Raw genomic sequence first — 18,324 nt, 5'->3', positions numbered from 1 at the left:
CTTCAAAATAATCCACAGCGATTGGTCACGAGAAAAAACGTAGGGCGGAAAAGCAAAGCGCATTCCGCCATATCACCGCCCAAAAAAACCAAACCGCCGGCAACAAGGAACAACCAAACCTAACATCACCGTCACCGGCTCCGAAATGTCGGATTTCGCGCCGCTCATCCAACTTACGCATCGTTCCGACTTACGCGGTACCCAGTCAACGAGCCAACCACATGATCGTAGTCCCAAGTAAATACGTGCTGGCAAAATATCGATTACTCATCGCGGGTGACATTTTAATATTGGATAAATTGCCTAATTTCAAATTACCTTCTATTCCCGCTGACGCCTGAGCACCAATTTTAAATTTTTCAAGTGGAGATACACTGAGTGTGGGTTCCAATTTAAAAGGAACAGGTTTAACCCTCGTACCGAATTCTCCATCCGTCAAATCAAATCCTCCTGAATAACCTACTCCATCACTAAGAAAGCCTATTCCCCAAGATAGGTCGACACCCTGTCTTACATTCAGGAATGGCTCTGGCTTGTCAGAATTACTGTTACAGTTATTTGATGGTTCAGAATAACTAGGCGAATTTTCTTTCGGGGAGACATCTATACCACCACCAACACCAACACCAAACTTTAATGATCCATACACTGTACCATCGGGATTAATTGTTATCGCAACACCACCACCCAATAAACGATAAAATTCAACACCGATCTTAAATTTCCCTAAGTTGTCACTAAAATTTGCACTATTGCTATCCACGTAAAGATAAAGGCTATTTCCCCCAGCCAACCCAATAGGATCACTTTCGATATACCTCCCAACCCTCGGATCATAGTCCCTCATATAATTATAATGCAGCCCAGTTTCCGAATCATAATACTGCCCCGGAAACCGCAAATTATTCCCCACCGCCGCCAGCGATACGTGCATATTACCGAACGCTTCCTGCCTGGCGCTCCAGACCACTAAGCCATTGCCATCCACCAGTTTCTGCGGCGTCATTAAATGGTCGTGCTGGTACCAATAATATTGACCGGCAACATATTGAAATAACGGCCCGGTCGTCCACATCGCATCCGGCCGATAACCGTAGGACTTGATCAACCCACCCTGGCCATCGAATTCGCCGACCAGACCTTCCTCGGCGTAAGCGAAATAAGTTCTGACGCCGGCCACATCCTTCCATAAGCGCCGGCCGAACGGATCGTAGTAATACTCGGCCAGCGTCGAACCGTCGCTGCGTTCGACGTGGGCCAAGCGATTGCTGGTGTCGTGACGATAGACACGCTGGCTGCCCGGCGCGGTTTTAGTTTGCAGATTGCCGTTGGCGTCGTAAGCGAAGCTATTGCCCGGATAGGACAACAAGCGATTGTTGGCGTCATACTGCCATTCGCCGCTGGTGTTGGCTGCCGTTTTCCGGTTGCCCAAGGCATCGTAACTGTAAGCTTCGTCAGCCAGGGTCGGGTTATCGACAGCGGTCAGGCGATCCAGCACATCGTATTGATAGCCATAGTCGCCGTGCTCGGTGAGTTTGGCGGTGATGTTGCCGCCGGCCGAACGCTGGTAACGGTAATTCATCAAGGTGGCTTGCAGCGGGTCTTTACTGTGAATCTGATTAACCCGTTGCAAAGCATCGTAGGCGTAATCGATGGTGACGCCGCCCGGCAAGGTAACGCGGTTCGGGCTGTTCCAGGTGTAGCCGTTGTAGGTCACGCGCTTGCCGTCCGGCAATTCCACCGCAGTCAAGCGGTTAGCCGCATCGTAAAAGTAGCGGTAGCTGAGACCGTCCGGACCGGTATAGCTTTGCTTCAAGCCGTTGGCGTAATAGCTGTAGGCCGTGGACAACGTAAAACTGCCGTAGTCGGTGGCGGTGGCGGTCAAGCGGCCCAGCGCATCGTAGCTGTAGGCAGCCGAGGTGGTGCCGTCGTCGTAACCGGTCAGCCGGCCCAGCTTGTCGTAGCTGTAGTCTATGGTTTTAACCGGGGTTTGGCTTTGACTATCGACAAAATGCTGCTCGCGCTGCAAGCGGTTGGCCGCACTGTATTGGTAGCGAATCGCCTGACCTTTGGCATCCAGCAAGGCAATGCGGTTACCGGCCGCATCGTACTGGTATTGGGTGGTTTCGCCCAGAGGCCGGATTTCGGCGCTCAGCCTGCCGTTGCGGTCGTATTCGAAGCGGGTAACGCCGCCGTTGGCATCGGTCAAGGCGATCAGTTTGCCTAGGTCGTTATAGGCAAACCGGGTCGCGCCGCCGGCCGGATCGGTGGTTTGCCGCAAGCGGTTCAAGGCATCGTATTCATGGTAAGTGGTACGGCCTTCCCGGTCGGTTTCTGAGACCACGTTGCCGGTGGCGTCGTATTCACGGCTGACGATTTGTTGGGTGTCGACATCCAACTGGTCGGTATTGCGAACCAGGCGTTGCAGGCGGTCGTAATACAAACGGCTGCTGTAGGTTGGATAATCGATTTGTACCGGACGATCCGAGCCGGCGAACGAAGCGTTGCTTTCGTCGTAACGATAACGGGTCTGGTAAGACTCGGTGTCGCTGCCGATGCTGGTCGCCAACAAACGTTGCTCGTTGTCGTAATCGTTGACCACTTGCTTGCCGGTTTCGTCGGTCGCCAACACCGGCAAGCCGTCACTGTTGTAAGCGATGGTTTTGGCATGGCCCAACGGATCGGTGGCGCGCACGATTTGGTTACGCTGGTTGTAAGCATACTCGTGGCGTTGGCCGTCGGCATCGACCGTTGCCACCCGGTTACCGGCGCCGTCGTATTGGTAGGCGGTGTGGTTGCCTTCCGGATCGGTCTTGCCGGTCAAGCGGCCGTTGGCATCGTAGGCAAAAGTCCATTCGTTGCCGCGGGCATCTTTGATTTTTAACGGATTGCCTGACGCGTCGTAGGCCTGGAACTGGGTCTTGTTTCCTTCCGGATCGGTTAAACTGGCCAGATTACCGCTGGCGTCGTAACTCAAGCGCGTGGTCGCCGCCGCAGTGTTGTCATCGCCGACTAAGGTCATTTCGGTCAGTTGATTGTTCGCGTCGTAAGCGTAAACCACTGCCCGTTCGGCGGCCGTGCCTTTGGCTTCGACCCGACGGGTCAGATTGCCATTGGCATCGTAGCTGTATTCGGTGACATTACCGCGCGGGTCGGTTTGGCGTTTGATTTGATGGTAGACGTTTTCGTATTCGAACGTGGCTTCGCTGCCGTCCGGGTAAACGATACGGGTAATTTTGTCCCATTCGTCGCGGGTAATGCGGGTGACGTTGCCTTTTTCGTCGGTACCGATCTCGGTACGGCCGCTGGTTTCTTCAGTTTTGGTACGCCGGCCATTAACCGCGGCGCGCAGCACGTCGCCGTCGTCGTCGTACCAGACTTCGGTGACCTTGCCGGCCGCGGTTTTGATTTGGGCGTAGCGCTCCTTAACCGCTTTGTCGTAACCGAATTCGAAATACGTAGCACGGCCTTCGTCGTTGACCACCGACTCCACATCACCGTTGCGCCGATAACTGATTTGCTCGGCCCGGCCCAAACCATCGACCTTGCGAATCAGACGACCTTTGCCGTCGTAGCTGTAAGTGGATTCCGCGCCGGTTGGAGCTATCACTTGGGTCAACAAATCGCCGGTATAGCGGTATTGGACTTTGCGGCCGGTTTTGTCGGTCGCGCTTAGCAAATGGCCGTCGGCGTCGTACGCCAGCCAAAGCACCGGGTTGCCGTTGCGGTCGGCAATTGCGGCAGGATGCAAAGTTTCAGAATCGGTGTAGACCAATTGCCACAACTGAGACCCTTTACTTCCATGCGCCAGCACCCGGCCGTTGGCATCATACTGCTGCCAATTGCCATTGGCGTCTTCCCAAGTAAATCCTGTTTGAGTTTTTACGATACGGTAAGCGCCATTTAAAAAGACGTGCTCCGAACCGAATGCGGCCGGTTTGTAAGCCACTCCGCCCCGATCGATAGCCACGACCAGCCCGGAATACAGATCGCGCGTCAGTTTTAATCGGGTTCTTTCATGCTCCCAATGCCAAGCATCGTCGTAGTATCGGCGTTTAATCGTTGCGTAGCCGCCAACAACCTTAACACTCAAATCCGTCATTTGGTCCTGATACTGGCGCATGACGGAATCGACCCAGCTACCTGTACACTGTTTGACCAGGGGGTCCAGCTTATCTTCAGGCTCTTTGGGTTCAGCCGCCGGCTGGCATTGATCGCCGTCCAAGGGTTTACCCACAGGCAAAATGGAAGGCGGGACGTAGGCCCCACTCGGCGAAGCGGCACCGATCGAACCGCTACCGCCGGCACTGCCGCCAAAACCGCCGCCACCGCCACCGCCACCGTAACCGCCACCGTAACCGCCACCGCCAATACCGCCGTAAATGGGCGGCACGCTGCATTGGCCGTAGGGATAATAGGCGTAATTCTGAATCCCGTCGCGCCGCCAAGTACCATTGACGCAGTGATAGGTATACGTGACCCAAAGCGGAATCTGCTTCAGTTGGCAACCGGCGCCGGAACCGCCGTCTTCGCCCGGGTCCAGCGTTTTCAGGGCCACGATCCGGTAAGGAATCGTCACCACTTCCTTGGCTTCAAGACTGGTAGGCAAGCCGCCCAGCAATTCGATGCGGAAAGCGTCGTCGGTCGGCAGGTTGAACTGTAAATCCTCGGCGCGAATCAAGCCGTGGTTGGTTAAGGTGAACTCGCCGTAATACACCTCGCCGGCCTTCATTTTCGGCAGATTGATCGCCCCCGGCTCCATCACCACCACCGGCGCTGGCACGTCGGTTTCGTAGGTGGCGTTCAGGGTAATCTCATAGCGATCCTGCAACGGTACTTCAGTGACGTTCCACTCGACCGTGACCAAGTCGTAATCCAGGAACACTTCCTGCACTTGAGTCAGACCGGGCTTGACGGTCAAGCGGCCGATGACTTCCTGGTGGTTGGCTGCCGTGGCTTTAAATTTATAGCGTCCCGCCGGCAGGTCGGTAAACACAGATTCGCCGGCTTGATCGCTGGCCTGAGTCAGGTCTATCGAGGTAACCGCCTCGTTTTGCAGCCTAATCTGCGCGCCGGCAAGGCCGGGGATCGCGACGCCGTTCTTGTCCAGCGTTGCGGTATAAATATCCGACAAATGAAATTTAACCTGACCGATGCCGGACTGGGTGACCGCGGCATAGACATTGACGTCAACCGGGTCGGTATCGGCACTGGAAATTCGCAAGCGAAACTCCTGCAAACCTTCGGCAACCGCCTGATTGGGTGCAAAGGCTAGTGTTACGGCTGTAGTCTGGCCGACTGCCACGGTATCGACTTGAGCCGGCGACACCAACGATACCCAAGACGGCGCCGGACTGCCGGCCGATGTCAACAAGTCCAGGCGCAAGTCGTGCAGATCCGCCAGGCCTCGATTCTCCAAGGTCAAGGTTTCGGTGGCCGAATCGCCGCGCGCCACGCCGGTCTCGATATAACCGGGATTGAACGCCAATACCGGCTTGGCTTCGGTCAGGGTGTAATCGACGCGAACCTTGGCCAAGGTTTGATTGCCGGCTTCGTTGCTCCTGATCGACAATACCAACACACCGACGGCTTGCGCGTTGTTGTCGGCGCGGAAATTAACCGCTACCGGCGCCGATTCGCCCGCCGCTAAATCCAAAGCGGACGGCAAACTGAGTTGAATGCCGGCCGGCAATACGCCCAGCGGCTGATCGGCCGCTTCGAATACCACTTTCACGCCGGTTGCCGGCAGTCCGGTGCCCGCGCTCAACCGCAGCGGGATGGTCTGATCGACATTGCGCGGACTGGTGAGTTTGATTTGCGAAAGATCGCTTAGTACCCGACCAATGGTGAATTCGCCCTGTAGCGGACGATCCTGCAAATCCGGATGAATCGCCGCAACTTGGTAGCGGCCGGATTCGCCGGGTAGCGGCTTGAAGCGGTAACTGAACTGCCCTAGCCGGTTGCTGACCACGTCCGCCACCCGCTCGAAGCCGTTGACGCTAATGACCAATTTCAACGGCGCCCAAGCCAATGCTTGGTTGCTGCCATTGTCCATGGCCCGGCCGCTGACCACGACATCTTCGTTGCCGAAGGAATGCGCCGGGCTGATCGAATCGATCTCGCCGCGATAAGCGACATCCACCAATTTAAGCGGCCGTTGCGCCTTGCTGCCGGTAATAGCGGCCTGGCCGTTGCGGCCCAGATGGTAATAAAAGTGGTCTATTTCGGCATAGAGGTAAACATTCTCCGGCGCTGCCAACGGCACCGGCATCAGCATGGGTTGCGAAACAAAGGTTTCGCCGGGCGGAATCCGAATGACGGTGCGGCCGTCCGCCAAGGTGGTTGCCTTCTGGTCCAAAGGCTGACGGAATGCGCGCGTGGCAAGCACGTTGCCGTCCTGGTCGCGCAACTGGAAGCGAATTTCGTCGGAATCCCTTTCGCCTCGGCCCAATGCCGAAACGATCTCGACTTCGGCGGAACTGCTGTTGAACAAACTGAAACGCACCTGGCCGCCGGCACCGCGGGTAAAATCCGCGCTCAACAAATTCGCCGCCAGAGCGCCTTCGCCCACCGCAATTTTGGAATTGCGGACAATGCGGGAGACCTCTCCGGTTTCGGCGGCCACCTCAACCGTGCTGGTCAAATCGGCCGTATCCGGCAAATCGTCATGGCCGGCAAAAACAACCGGGATAATGCGCGTCTCGCCCGCTGCCAGCGTCACACCGTCGGAGCGATAGGCGTGATTACCGATTTGGGCGGTGACGCTCAAAACCGATAGCGGCCGGTCGCTGCCGTTGCTGACGGCGTATTCCAGACGATTCATCAGGCCGCGCGCCAGACCGCCGGTCGGCGCTTGCAAGCCGATTTTCGGCAAGAACACCTCGCGGCGCGGGCTCTCGACACCGTTGGCATCGACCTGAGCTATCGCGTAGTGACGTTCAGTTTCCGCATAACCGGTGTCGGTATAAGCCGTTAGATTCAGCGGATTTTGAGTCAACTTCAGCCATTGGCCGCTATCAAGCAAATAAACGTTATAGCCGTTTTGGCCGCCGCCGGTCTGCCAGCTTAAGTCCGGCAATGCCTGGTCGGTCTGCACCACCAAAAGGTCGCTGACCGGTAACAAGCTAAAATTCAGGTACTGGGAAGCGGCCGGCAACGACTCGTTGCCCGCGGCATCCACGGCTGTGACGCTGTAATAGTGGTCGGCGGGAGATGGCGTCGTATCCCACGCGTACAGTTTGGAGATATTGGCCAAAATCGGCGTTAGGCCGTTTACCGACTGTATGGGTTGAGCTTGGCGATAGTAGCGGTAGCTCAAGTCCTGTTCGTTGGCGGGGGCTTGCCAGTCAGCACGAATCCCCGAACCCGTCAACACCAAAGCCAAGCCATTCGGCGCTTGCGGTGGCGTGGCATCGGCGTTGAGCTCGACGATTTCGCCATAACCGCTGACCGCTTCTTGGGTATTGGCCGCGCGAACCGAGGCAATCGCATAACGATGAACACCGTCAACCGCTGTTTGGTCGATCCATTCGCTAATCAAGCCGGTGCGCCGATACGGCGTCAGTTCGGTTTCTCCCGGCGCGGCGCGGAATAATTGGTAATCGACGGCGCCGTTCACCGGCAACCATTGCAGTTTAACCCGGCCGCCGGCCAATACTTCGCCGGACAATCCGGCGGGAGGTTCCAACGGCTGTAGTTGGCCTTGGTAAACCTGGAAGCGATTGCCGCCTTCAATGGTCTGAGCCGCGTTACCCAAGTCATCTGGAGCCAACAACGACAAGGTCAGCGTTTCGATTGCATTCAATCCAGCGTCGGCGGGCAGCGTAAAATTGGCAGTCCACACCTTAGCCGCAGCCTGGCTTAATGCGGCCTTTTGTAACGCTCTACCCTGGCCGGAAAGCTGGTATGCCAATTCCGGCTTAGCGTTCGTCGGCAACTCGGTATCCAGTTCCAGCTCAATCTGTAGCGTCGCCGGTTGCGGATCGTTTTTGATCGGATCGCCGGGTGCGACATTGAGTCGAACGACTTTAGGGCCGTCGGTATCGATCCGGATTGTCGAGCCACTATCGATTTCAGTGCCGCGATTGCCGAAGCGGTCGCGGGCGGAAAACACGGCATAGGCGGTACCGGTCAGAGTGTCATCGGCGATATCGAATGCCCCCTGGTAACGGGTGTCGTTTACTTTGGCTAGCTCAACGGCAATCGGCGTGCCACCGTCCGGCGTCAAAGTCAGGAACGGTTTTTCGGACAGGATTTCGCTGACCTCAATGTCCACGGCAACGCGGCCCGGCCCCATGCGTCCCGTGGCCGCATCGAAAGCGCCGGCAGGAGTATAGGAAATCGTCGTGGCACGCGGCGGCGTGGCATCGGCCACGGCGTTAACCTGGTTGGACACGGCACTGGCGGTACCGGCATGATTGACGGCAACCAAGCGGTAATAGTATTGACCATCGACGCCCGGAAAATCCTCGAAACTGGTGCCGGCCAGCAATTGGCTGTTCACCCGTATGGCTTGCGTCGTGGTGTCGAACGGACCGGTGGATCGGTACAGCGCATACCCGGCCAAGCCGTTGGCCTGAACGGCGGTCCAATTCAAGCGAATAGTGCCCGACTCGCGGCCGGTTGCGCTCAAGCTAACCGGCGCAGGCGGTATCGATGCATCGACCATGACCTGTACCGCCCCAGTCAACGGGCTGCGGCCACCGCGATTCTCGGCGGCGGCCTGCAGCGAGTTACTACCCAATTGCAACGCAATCGAACCGGAATAGCGATTGGCGCCGTCCAACGCCAGCGGACCGGCGACTTGAACCCCGTTATCGAAAAGCAACACCTGGCTACCCTTTTCCGCCACCCCGCTGACCATGGTCTGCATCTGGTTCGTCAGAAGGCCATTCACCGGCGACTCCAGGCTGGGCGTGCCGGGCGCACTGAGCGCGACAGTAACATTGACCGTGGTGGTGGCTTTGTTGCCCAAGGTGTCGTAAGCGCGGATTTCCAACGTATGAGCACCGTCAGAAATTTTTACAATATCCCAAAAGGCGGAAAAACTATTGGAACCGATGCTGTCGGTTGCAAACAATTGGCCGTCAAGCGAAAACTCGACGCGGCCGATGCCGTTGTTGTCGTCGGCGTTCAGGCTCAAGGTTCCGGATTTAGCCAGTGTCGCGCCGCTAGCCAATGCTTGGTTATTGAAGCGTATATTGGAAATCACCGGCAGCGATTGCGGCAAATCGGCGCCGTCGACCACTGTAAAAATTACTGACACCAAGCCGGAATTAGCTAAATTGTCTTTCACCAAGACACTGACGCTGTAGATATCCTTGGCCAATGGCGTATTGGCGGCAAACACCAATTCGTTGCCGGCACGGCTCCATTGGCCGGCGATCAAGCCTTGAGCCTGACCGGCCACCCGGGCGGAAGCCAACGCTTGGCCATAATCGATAGCGCCTTGGCTATCGGACAAACGCAGCCGTACCTCGGACAACGGCCCTGTCACCCGCGCGCCGTTGGCGGGAGTACTACCTGAGATGGTCGGCGCCGAAGAATCTCGAACGACTCTGACCATTACGCTGTCGCTGCGGTGGTTCAGTTCGTCGACTGCGTAAAGGGCCAATAGATTGGTACCGGAAATCAAAGACACCGGTAATGACCAGGAGGTTTGCGCATCCGGCGCCACAACGGTTATACCGTTCAGCGCGATGCCAGTTCCAGCGGCTTTCAAGCCGGACAGCGTGGCTTCAGTATCGGCGGTTGGCGAAGCGACCGGGTTAACCGTCGGTAACGGCAACAAAACCGATCCACCGTAAGCGCCGAGCTCGGTAGCGTCGCTGCTGGCTGCTTTGGATGGCGAAGTGTCGGCGAGATGGCGGTCGTTATCGGAGTATTGGGGGTCGATGGATTGCTCGGTGGCTTTCGGCGTCTTTATGTAGCTATCACCGCCAGAATCCCGATCGGTACCGTTACCCCACACATTGTTGTAACCGCGCGTGAAATCGCTGCCGTAATAGGCATAAAGCCCTACCCGGTTGCGCGTGACAATGTTGTTTTCCAACACCAGACTCGCCGACGGACTGTAAAAATAAACGCCTTCGGCACCGTTCAAATCGATCGTGTTATAGCGAATCTTCGGCGCCGCACTGCTATAGGAATAGATCCCGTAACTGCGGTTTTCAACGATCAGGTTGTTTTCGACACGGGGCGATCCGTTGTTGACCATTATCCCAGTGCCGCAGCCACTGATCAGATTGCGGTTGATTTCGTGTACCGAGCCTTGCACGGTAAGACAAGTGCTGGCACCGCTGATTTGCGCATACCTGACAACGCTACCCGACGCGCTGTCGCTAATAACGATGCCGCTCCATTGGCTACCGGCAAATGCCGCTTCGAATACTATCGGTTGCTGGGCGGTGCCGACGATACTGGCGACGCTATTTACCGTAAGGCTGGCGCTGGCCGGCATTTTGATGACGGTGCCGGGCTCGATGTCGAGCCGCCATGGCCAGTTGACCGAGACACTATCGGTCAATACCACTTCTCCGCTCCAACGCTCGTTCTGGGTCAGGCTACCGCTGGTGGTCGGCGTGGTACTGTAAACCGGATCGAATAACGGTGCGTCGCCGCCATTGCCGTAAGCACCAATCTCGCCACCGGTCTCCGACGCGGTTTTCGAGGCCGAACCGGCCGCCAGGCGGCGGTCGCCTTGGTACGGATCAAGGTATTGCGGGTCGCTGGAAATCTCGCTCGCTTTCGGCGTCTTGATGTAGCTATCACCGCCAGAAGCCCGATCGGTGCCGTTACCCCACACGTTGTTGTAACCGCGCGAGAAGTCGCTGCCGTAATAGGCATAAAGCCCCGTCCGGTTGCGCGTCACAATGTTGTTTTCGAACACCAGACTCGCCGACGGAGCGTAAAAATACACCCCTTCACCGCCGTTCAAATCAATGGTGTTGTAGCGAATCTTCGGCGACGCGCTGTTCGAAAAGATCCCGTAACCGCTGTTCTCCACAATCAGATTGTTCTCGATCGTCGGCGCACCGGAGTTGACCATGATCGCCGTGCCGCAACCAATAAAGTTGTTATGGCCGATCTCATGCGGCACTCCGGACAGGCTCAAGCAGGTGTTGGCACCACTGATGTGCACGTGCCGTACCACACTGGCCGCGGCATTGTTGCCGATCGTCAGACCGCTCCATTGGCCGCCCGCCGCCGGCTCGAAGATGATCGGCGCTGCCGCCGTGCCCACCAGACTGGCCAGGCTGTTGACATTCAGGCTGGCATTGGCCGGCACCTTGATTCGCGTGCCCGGCTCGATCACCAGTCGCCACGGCCAATTCACCGTAACATCGCCCGACAAAACCACTTCCCCGCTCCAACGCTCGTTCTGCGTCAGGCTGCCGCTGGTGGTTGGCGTGGTGCTAAAGCTCGGCTGGTACACCGCGACGTTGCCGCCGTTGCCATAGGCGCCGATCTCGCCGCCGCTCGCCGACGCGGTTTTCGATGGCGAACCGGCGGTCAACCGCCAATCGCCCAAGTACCGGCTTTGGTATTGTGGGTCGCTGGAAATCTCGTTCGCTTTCGGGGTTGTTATAGTGGTGTAACCCCCATTAAGTCTGTCGGTACCATTGCCCCACACGTTGTTGTAGCCGCGCACAAAGTCGCTGCCATAAGCGTAAAGCCCAGTCCTATTACGCGTCACAATGTTGTTTTCGAACACCAGACTCGCCGACGGAGCGTAAAAATACACCCCTTCACCGCCGTTCAAATCGATCGTGTTATAGCGAATCTTCGGCGCCGCACTACTGTTCGAAAAGATCCCGTAACCGCTGTTCTCCACGATCAGGTTGTTCTCGATCGTCGGCGCACCGGAGTTGACCATGATCGCCGTGCCGCAACCAATAAAGTTGTTATGGCCGATCTCATGCGGCACTCCGGACAGGCTCAAGCAGGTGTTGGCACCACTGATGTGCACGTGCCGTACCACACTGGCCGCGGCATTGTTGCCGATCGTCAGACCGCTCCATTGGCCGCCCGCCGCCGGCTCGAAGATGATCGGCGCTGCCGCCGTGCCTATCAGACTGGCCAGGCTGTTGACATTCAGGCTGGCATTGGCCGGCACCTTGATTCGCGTGCCGGGCTCGATCACCAGTCGCCACGGCCAATTCACCGTAACATCGCCCGACAAAACCACTTCCCCGCTCCAACGCTCGTTCTGCGTCAGGCTGCCGCTGGTGGTTGGCGTGGTGCTAAAGCTCGGCTGGTACACCGCAACGTTGCCGCCGTTGCCATAGGCACCGATCTCGCCGCCACTGGACGACGCGGTTTTCGACGGCGAACCGGCGGTCAACCGCCAATCGCCCAAGTACCGGCTTTGGTATTGTGGGTCGCTGGAAATCTCGTTCGCTTTCGGGGTTGTTATAGTGGTGTAACCCCCATTAAGTCTGTCGGTACCATTGCCCCACACGTTGTTGTAGCCGCGCACAAAGTCGCTGCCATAAGCGTAAAGCCCAGTCCTATTACGCGTCACAATGTTGTTTTCGAACACCAGACTCGCCGACGGAGCGTAAAAATACACCCCTTCACCGCCGTTCAAATCAATGGTGTTGTAGCGAATCTTCGGCGATGCCGAGCTGTTCGAAAAGATCCCGTAACCGCTGTTCTCCACGATCAGGTTGTTCTCGATCGTCGGCGCACCGGAGTTGACCATGATCGCCGTGCCGCAACCAATAAAGTTGTTATGGCCGATCTCGTGCGGCACTCCGGACAGGCTCAAGCAGGTGTTGGCGCCACTGATTTGCACATGCCGTACCACACTGGCCGCGGCATCGTTGCCGATCGTCAGGCCGCTCCATCGGCCGCCCGCCGCCGGCTCGAAGATGATCGGCGCTGCCGCCGTGCCTATCAGACTGGCCAGGCTGTTGACATTCAGGCTGGCATTGGCCGGCACCTTGATTCGCGTGCCGGGCTCGATCACCAGTCGCCACGGCCAATTCACCGTAACATCGCCCGACAAAACCACTTCCCCGCTCCAACGCTCGTTCTGCGTCAGGCTGCCGCTGGTGGTCGGCGTGGTGCTAAAGCTCGGCTGGTACACCGCAACGTTGCCGCCGTTGCCATAGGCACCAATCTCGCCGCCGCTCGCCGACGCGGTTTTCGATGGCGAACCGGCGGTCAACCGCCAATCGCCCAAGTACCGGCTTTGGTATTGTGGGTCGCTGGAAATCTCGTTCGCTTTCGGCGTCTTGATGTAGCTATCACCGCCAGAAGCCCGATCGGTGCCGTTACCCCACACGTTGTTGTAACCGCGCGAGAAGTCGCTGCCGTAATAGGCATAAAGCCCCGTCCGGTTGCGCGTCACAATGTTGTTTTCGAACACCAGACTCGCCGACGGAGCGTAAAAATACACCCCTTCACCGCCGTTCAAATCAATGGTGTTGTAGCGAATCTTCGGCGATGCCGAGCTGTTCGAAAAGATCCCGTAACTGCTGTTCTCCACAATCAGATTGTTCTCGATCGTCGGCGCACCGGAGTTGACCATGATCGCCGTGCCGCAACCAATAAAGTTGTTATGGCCGATCTCATGCGGCACTCCGGACAGGCTCAAGCAGGTGTTGGCACCACTGATGTGCACGTGCCGTACCACACTGGCCGCGGCATTGTTGCCGATCGTCAGACCGCTCCATTGGCCGCCCGCCGCCGGCTCGAAGATGATCGGCGCTGCCGCCGTGCCCACCAGACTGGCCAAACTGTTGACGTTCAGGCTGGCATTGGCCGGCACCTTGATGCGCGTGCCCGGCTCGATCACCAGCCGCCACGGCCAGTTGACCGTAACAGACCCGGTCAAGACCACTTCGCCGCTCCAACGCTCGTTCTGCGTCAGGCTGCCGCTGGTGGTCGGTGTGGTGCTGTAGCCGGACTGGTACACCGCGACGTTGCCGCCGTTGCCGTAAGCGCCGATCTCGCCGCCGCTCGCCGACGCGGTTTTCGATGGCGAACCGGCGGTCAACCGCCAATCGCCCAAGTACCGGCTTTGGTATTGTGGGTCGCTGGAAATCTCGTTCGCTTTCGGGGTTGTTATAGTGGTGTAACCCCCATTAAGTCTGTCGGTACCATTGCCCCACACGTTGTTGTAGCCGCGCACAAAGTCGCTGCCATAAGCGTAAAGCCCAGTCCTATTACGCGTCACAATGTTGTTTTCGAACACCAGACTCGCCGACGGAGCGTAAAAATACACCCCTTCACCGCCGTTCAAATCAATGGTGTTGTAGCGAATCTTCGGCGATGCCGAGCTGTTCGAAAAGATCCCGTAACTGCTGTTCTCTACGATCAGGTTGTTCTCGATGCGAGGCGAACCACTGTTCACATAAACGCCGGTTTGATTTTGGACGATATGACTATTGGCGAGCACCACAGTATTTGCCGACGAGAGGTAAGCACCATAGCTGGTACATTCGCTGAGCACACTATTCGCGATGTCCTGAGCGCCGCCATTTACGGTCAAGCATGTGACCGCTCCACCAATTTCGGCATGGCGAATATTCGAAGTTGAACCGGCGTTGAGAATAATGCCGCCCCACGTCTGGGCCTGATCGAGGCGATGAAATTGGGCGTTTTGCTCGGCCGAGCCTTGGACGAACAAATTGCCGTTAACATTCAACGTGGCGTTAGGCGCAAAAGCCAATTCCGTGCCGGCGGCAATCGTCAGGGTTACGCCAGCGGCAACTGTTATGCTGCCATTTACATGGTAAGGAACGCCGATATTCGGCCAGGTGGTATTGGCGGTAATGGTTTGGGCGGGTATGTCCTGATTGGGCGGGCCGGCGACGATTGCCTGGGCGCCTTGCAGCGACAATAACAGTAGTGCAACAACCATCACTAACGTGAGTTGAACTCTGCCCAATACCATGTTTATTTTCCTTCGGTGGTAAAACCGGGATTTTTTGAGTCTTTGCGAATTTTTTGGGTTACAGGCCGATTGGAACCACAGCTACATCGGCTTGGCTCAGCGGCTATAACCAGACGTTTATTCAGCCGAACTTGCCGGCCGGGGACCGAGCCGGCGGCTTCGGTCTCAGAGCTTTAGGCTACTTGCAGGGATTTTTGCCGAGATCTACCGACAAGCCAGGCTAAGCCGCTTGAAAACAACAGAAAAGCAGGAGGCAGCGGAACCGGGGCCAGATATACGCCGCCGTTTTCGATACCGACCGGCGAGATACTGGCGGCAAGCGAATCGGACAACAGCACGGACGACAGCGTCAGGCTGCTGCTACCCGGACTTACCGCTTGAAAATTGATGGTTGCCAGTATGACCGGCGAGCTTATTTCCAAACCTGCCGCAAAAGTTGTCTCGGAAAAGCTGATCGAATTTGCATTGATCTGGCTGGTTATCGGCCAGGTATCGGCACCGAACAGATTGCCGCTGATGATGGAGTCCGCTGAAATTAGTGTGCCGTCGAAATCGAGGTTGAATTCAAAGCCGGCCAGATCGGCGACATCCGCTACCAAGATATTAACGCTAAAGCTTGGGCTGTCGGTGATTATCAGATTCTGATCAATGACTCCGCCGGGAACCATGTCCACAGAAAGCGTGGCTGCCGATGCAGAGAATGCGCTCAGTGCCAGAGCCAATCCCGATACGGTTAAAAGTGAAAATTTCGACATATTTGCTCCTGTCTGCTGTAACTTAAATTTAATGAAAAGGTTTATCGCGGCAATTGGCTTGGGTCAGCCTGACAATAATCGCCTGTCCGTATATTGCTTTTACTGCGTTGCACACTTGGGCCGAGTACACAGTAATGTGGCCGCCCGATAATCAAGAACGTTGACGACGCCGTCCTTGTTGATGTCGGTCGGCGCGGCTTTATACAGATTCAAATCGTTGATATCGACGTCGTTATCGAAATCCAGATCGCCGGCCAATCTGGCGGTAACCAGTACCTGATCGAAATCGGCGTTGCCTTGCGGATCGGCGACATCCAAACGTAGTAGGTAATCTCCCGCCAAATCCGGAGTTAGGTTCAATTCGCTATTTTCTGCCACTCCCTGGAGCGCAGTTTTTAGCGTGCTTCCCGCCGGTGCGGTAACCAATGTCCATTTGAACGCAAGCGCATTTGATGCGTCGTCGGCATCGTAACTATCGGCTCCGCGTACCAGCAGCGGAACGCCTTTAGTAACGGTTTGATCGGTTCCGGCAACGGCAACAGGCGCCACGTTACCAACTGTTGCGTGGAAAACGGCTTGTGCTTTCGACTGTTTCGCACCGTCGCTGACCGACAATTCCAGACTGTAGTCGCCTTCGATATCCGGAACCAATGCACTTTGTGCTTGGCCCGCGGATATCAATTGCGCGGCGCTACCGTTTGGCACCTTGGTCAATTTCCAGGCGAAGCTGAGTTGCGGACTCGGAGCGTCATCAGGATCAACGCTGGGACCACCATCCAGATCAAGCAGCACGTTGACGGGAACTTCCTTGGGCAACGACGCGATCAACGCATTTGGCGCGAGATTGCCTTGCGACGGATCGGCGGCACTGACGAGTGCTTCGCTGCTATCGCTCACACCGTTTGCATCCGTAACGACCAGTTTTATCTGGTAATCGCCAGGCAAATCCGGCGTCAATAGCGGCGAAACGCTGTTTAGCAAATTAAGTTTGGCTTTGCTGCCCGCCGGTGGCTTGAGCGACCATTGGAAAGTCAAGGAATCGTAATCCGCGTCCGACGACCCAGAGCCGTCGATAACGATTTGTTGGTTCAATAACTGGTTTTGGGGGACGCGAACCTTAGCGACGGGAGCATCGTTAACCGAAGCGACGACCACGGCGACATTGCCCTGAGCCAAACCGCCCTTCCCATCCGAAACTGTATAAATAAAGCTATCCGCACCGAAATAATCGCGATTTGGGCGGTAGCTTAGCTGATTACCGGAAATTTCGACGCTGCCATGGCTGCCTTGAGTCACCGAGGCAATACTCAATAAATCGCCGTCGATATCCGTGTCATTCCCGAGAACCGCTATAACGACAGGTTGGTCTTCTGCCGTCGACGCATGGTCCGGATTGGCTAGCGGCAGATCGTTGGCCGAAGCCACGGTAATGTAGGCGGTGGCCGAACTGGTGCCGTTGTTCCCGTCATTTATCTGGTAACTGAAACTGTCGGTACCGTGAAAGTTTGGCTTAGGCGTGTAAATCACGCTAGTGCCATTATTCGCCAAGCTACCGTTGCTGGCGGAACCCAACGACTGTAAAACCAGGGAGTCCTGGTCGGGATCGTTATCATTGGCCAACAAATCGATGGTAACTGCAGAGTCTTCTTGGGTATTAGCCTGGTCGTCCTCGGCTACCGGAGGGCTGTTGATAGCTCCCACATGTACTTGTACCGTTGCCGGATTGGACTCCAGTCCCTGGCTGTCTTGCACAGCATAAGTGAAGCTATCGCTACCTTTGAAATTAGAACCGGGTACGTAACGAATCTGCCGATTAAGAACGGCCACACTACCATTAACTGGATCTGACTTAATGGACAAATTGCCCGTCGGAATACCGTCCTCTGTATCCGTGTCGTTCGCCACGACATCGATAATCAACGTTTCTCCGACACGTGAGCTAACTTCGTCGTTATGCGCTATCGGCGCTACTCCGGGTTCGGCTAAACGAATAACACCCTCGGTTATGCCGCTATCAATCGGACTGCCCTGACCGAACAAGAACAAGGCGCCGCTGTTGCCGAAAATGAATTTGGGTGTTACGACGATCTGCGCGGAATTTGAGACATTGGCTCCCGCCATGCAACGGAATTCGATAATCGAGCCCGATCCGGTTTTAGGCGTGATTTTGGATGCATCACCCGCCAAACCAAAAGCGTAGCGGGCGCTGCTGCCGTTGAATTCATTTTTTAGCGCTAATACAGTCCCAGTGCCCTTGCCGCTTAGGAAAAAATCGCCCAAGCCTGACTGGAGCTGCACAAATACGTTTGGGATGATCGTCTCGCTGGGTGATCCGGAATTTAGCCCCGCGGCGCAGGTAATTTTATCGGCCGGTATCGGTGAGGCCGATTGATTTTGTATGGTTTGAACCAGGTTTATCGGACCTGAAAATTCCAGGTCGAGAGCAAAAGACGAAAGTCCGGGCTCGGCGATGTCGCTGACGCCAACCGAAAAACGTATCACTCGATTGGCGTCCGGTCTGATCAATGCAGGCAGTATCTTTATTTCTGGCCTAGCAACAACATTGTCGGCAATTGCGAAATTGGCACAAACGACAGAAGCGGCAAGAGTAAGATATTTAGCGTAATTATTAGTGAGGTCAGCCATGAGCTCTATGTTTATCCAGCT

Annotated in this window: 3 protein-coding genes; all 3 read right to left on the bottom strand. The window is 56.3% G+C overall.

The window, feature by feature from the left end; translation table 11 throughout:
* Positions 1-205 precede the first annotated feature (205 nt).
* The 3 genes from MKFW12EY_RS23175 to MKFW12EY_RS09240 all read right to left on the bottom strand — a co-directional run bounded on the left by MKFW12EY_RS23175 (position 206) and on the right by MKFW12EY_RS09240 (position 18,303).
* Positions 206-14,902 carry a right-handed parallel beta-helix repeat-containing protein gene (locus MKFW12EY_RS23175; RefSeq protein WP_221054413.1) on the bottom strand — a complete coding sequence of 4,899 codons (14,697 nt, stop codon included), beginning with the start codon at positions 14,900-14,902 and terminating at the stop codon, positions 206-208.
* 173 nt (positions 14,903-15,075) lie between these two features.
* Positions 15,076-15,624 (bottom strand): cohesin domain-containing protein, encoded by a 549-nt coding sequence (locus MKFW12EY_RS09245; RefSeq protein ID WP_221054412.1) that lies wholly within the window; start codon positions 15,622-15,624, stop codon positions 15,076-15,078.
* A 132-nt stretch (positions 15,625-15,756) separates the two neighbouring features.
* Positions 15,757-18,303 (bottom strand): Ig-like domain-containing protein, encoded by a 2,547-nt coding sequence (locus tag MKFW12EY_RS09240; RefSeq protein ID WP_221054411.1) that lies wholly within the window; start codon positions 18,301-18,303, stop codon positions 15,757-15,759.
* Positions 18,304-18,324: the final 21 nt, after the last annotated feature.

It is taken from the genome of Methylomonas koyamae (genome assembly GCF_019669905.1).
Taxonomy (GTDB): Bacteria; Pseudomonadota; Gammaproteobacteria; order Methylococcales; family Methylomonadaceae; genus Methylomonas; species Methylomonas koyamae.
This window is presented reverse-complemented; position numbering and strand designations above follow the sequence as displayed.